Source organism: Oscillibacter sp. CU971 (assembly GCF_905219725.1).
Lineage (GTDB): Bacteria > Bacillota > Clostridia > Oscillospirales > Oscillospiraceae > Oscillibacter.
In genome coordinates, this window is record NZ_CAJMXG010000492.1 from 1 (window position 1) to 1,358 (window position 1,358).

The window sequence follows — 1,358 nt, forward strand, 5'->3', positions numbered from 1 at the left end:
CTGCCATCTGGCACAGGGCTCTGCACTCGTTCTTTTCGTGCTCCTTCTGCACGATCAGGTCGGTATAAATGCCGTTTTCCAGGTCAAAGAGCGCATTCATGTGCCAGAGGTTCCAGCCGTGCTGCCTGGGCGTGCCGGGGCGGTAGGAGGCCGGGTCCTCCGGGTAGGCGGCGGATTTCAGCGACGAGCCATCCACTGCCAGCAGACGATAGCCACGAAAGGTCTTCCCAGGGCGCAGCAGGGCTGTGAAGCGGTGGAACAGCGTCTCCAGCGCTACGGGCAGCAGCTTCTGCCGCTGCTGGACAAACGCCGAGGCCGACGGTGTTTTTTCGCTGTTTTGAAACCGTCCGATGAGTATTTTTCCAATGCTGTTTTCGCTCATGGTCAGCAACAGAGATATGACCGTTTCGAAGGTCAGCGTCCGGCGACGGGTAAAATCCCGCCCCGGCTGCCTGACGTATTGTTCTGGGTGCTCCCCCATTTCCCGGATCATAGAAAGCAGCATCCCCCGCAAAAATTTTGGTGTATATTTCATGTGCGGCGTCCCCCCGAAAAGCAAGTTTACTTTTCAGGGCTTCGCCGCACATTTTTCCTCCTTTGTCAACCCCTTTTTACATCTTTTTTTGACTTTATCTTCTCCTTATTCCTAACTTAAGGACATTACTCACCGTGAGACGCATTTCACGGTCTATAAAATTCCCAGGCTTCTCGCCGCCAGCAGCGCGTCCGTTTTGTTGTCAACATTCAATTTTCGATAATTCTCCTTGATGTGATATTTCACATTGTCCGGCTTCAAATCCAGCCTTTGAGCGATCCGATTAACAGATAGGCCGTCGGCCTGCAAACGGAGGATGGTCAGGGCGACGCCTTTGAAATCCGCCGCCACAGCCGCCCGCTTTTTCAGGTAGAGGGGATAGCGCCGGGCCACTTCCTCGGCCTCGGCCAGCAGGCGGCGCAGCCAGTCCTTATTCAACGTCCCAGCTTCCTGCAACGCCTTTTTCTCCCGTTGGAACAGGGGCCATACCGCCGCTCCCTCCTCGGTAATCAGGCGCAGAAAGCGGTAACGCTCCGCTTCTTTCAGAACGGTGGCCAGTTCCTCCTGCCATGGCCCGCCAACCCTCTCCTTGGTGATAGCGGACAACAGCCCGGTTTCCATGCGGACATAGGGCCTGCCCGTCTGCTCGGCATAGTAGCGCAGCTTTTCCAAAAGGGCCTGGGCTTTTGTGTACTCTTTTTCTGACGGAGCTGCCTCCGTCTGCTTTTGCTGCCTCTTTTTCCTGATAAGTTCCTTCTGGATTTCCTTCGGAATCCTATTGCCTTCTGCCGTTTCTTTCTTCGCGGCTAGCTTAATGACATTA

The 1,358-nt window shown here is 54.9% G+C and carries 1 protein-coding gene and 1 pseudogene; both read right to left on the reverse strand.

The window, feature by feature from the left end; genetic code table 11:
- A pseudogene (locus JX325_RS16855) lies at positions 1–535 on the reverse strand (IS4/IS5 family transposase); the annotation flags it as partial.
- A 153-nt stretch (positions 536–688) separates the two neighbouring features.
- Positions 689–1,358: helix-turn-helix transcriptional regulator (locus JX325_RS16860; RefSeq protein WP_243414156.1), on the reverse strand; the 670-nt coding region annotated here is incomplete at its 5' end.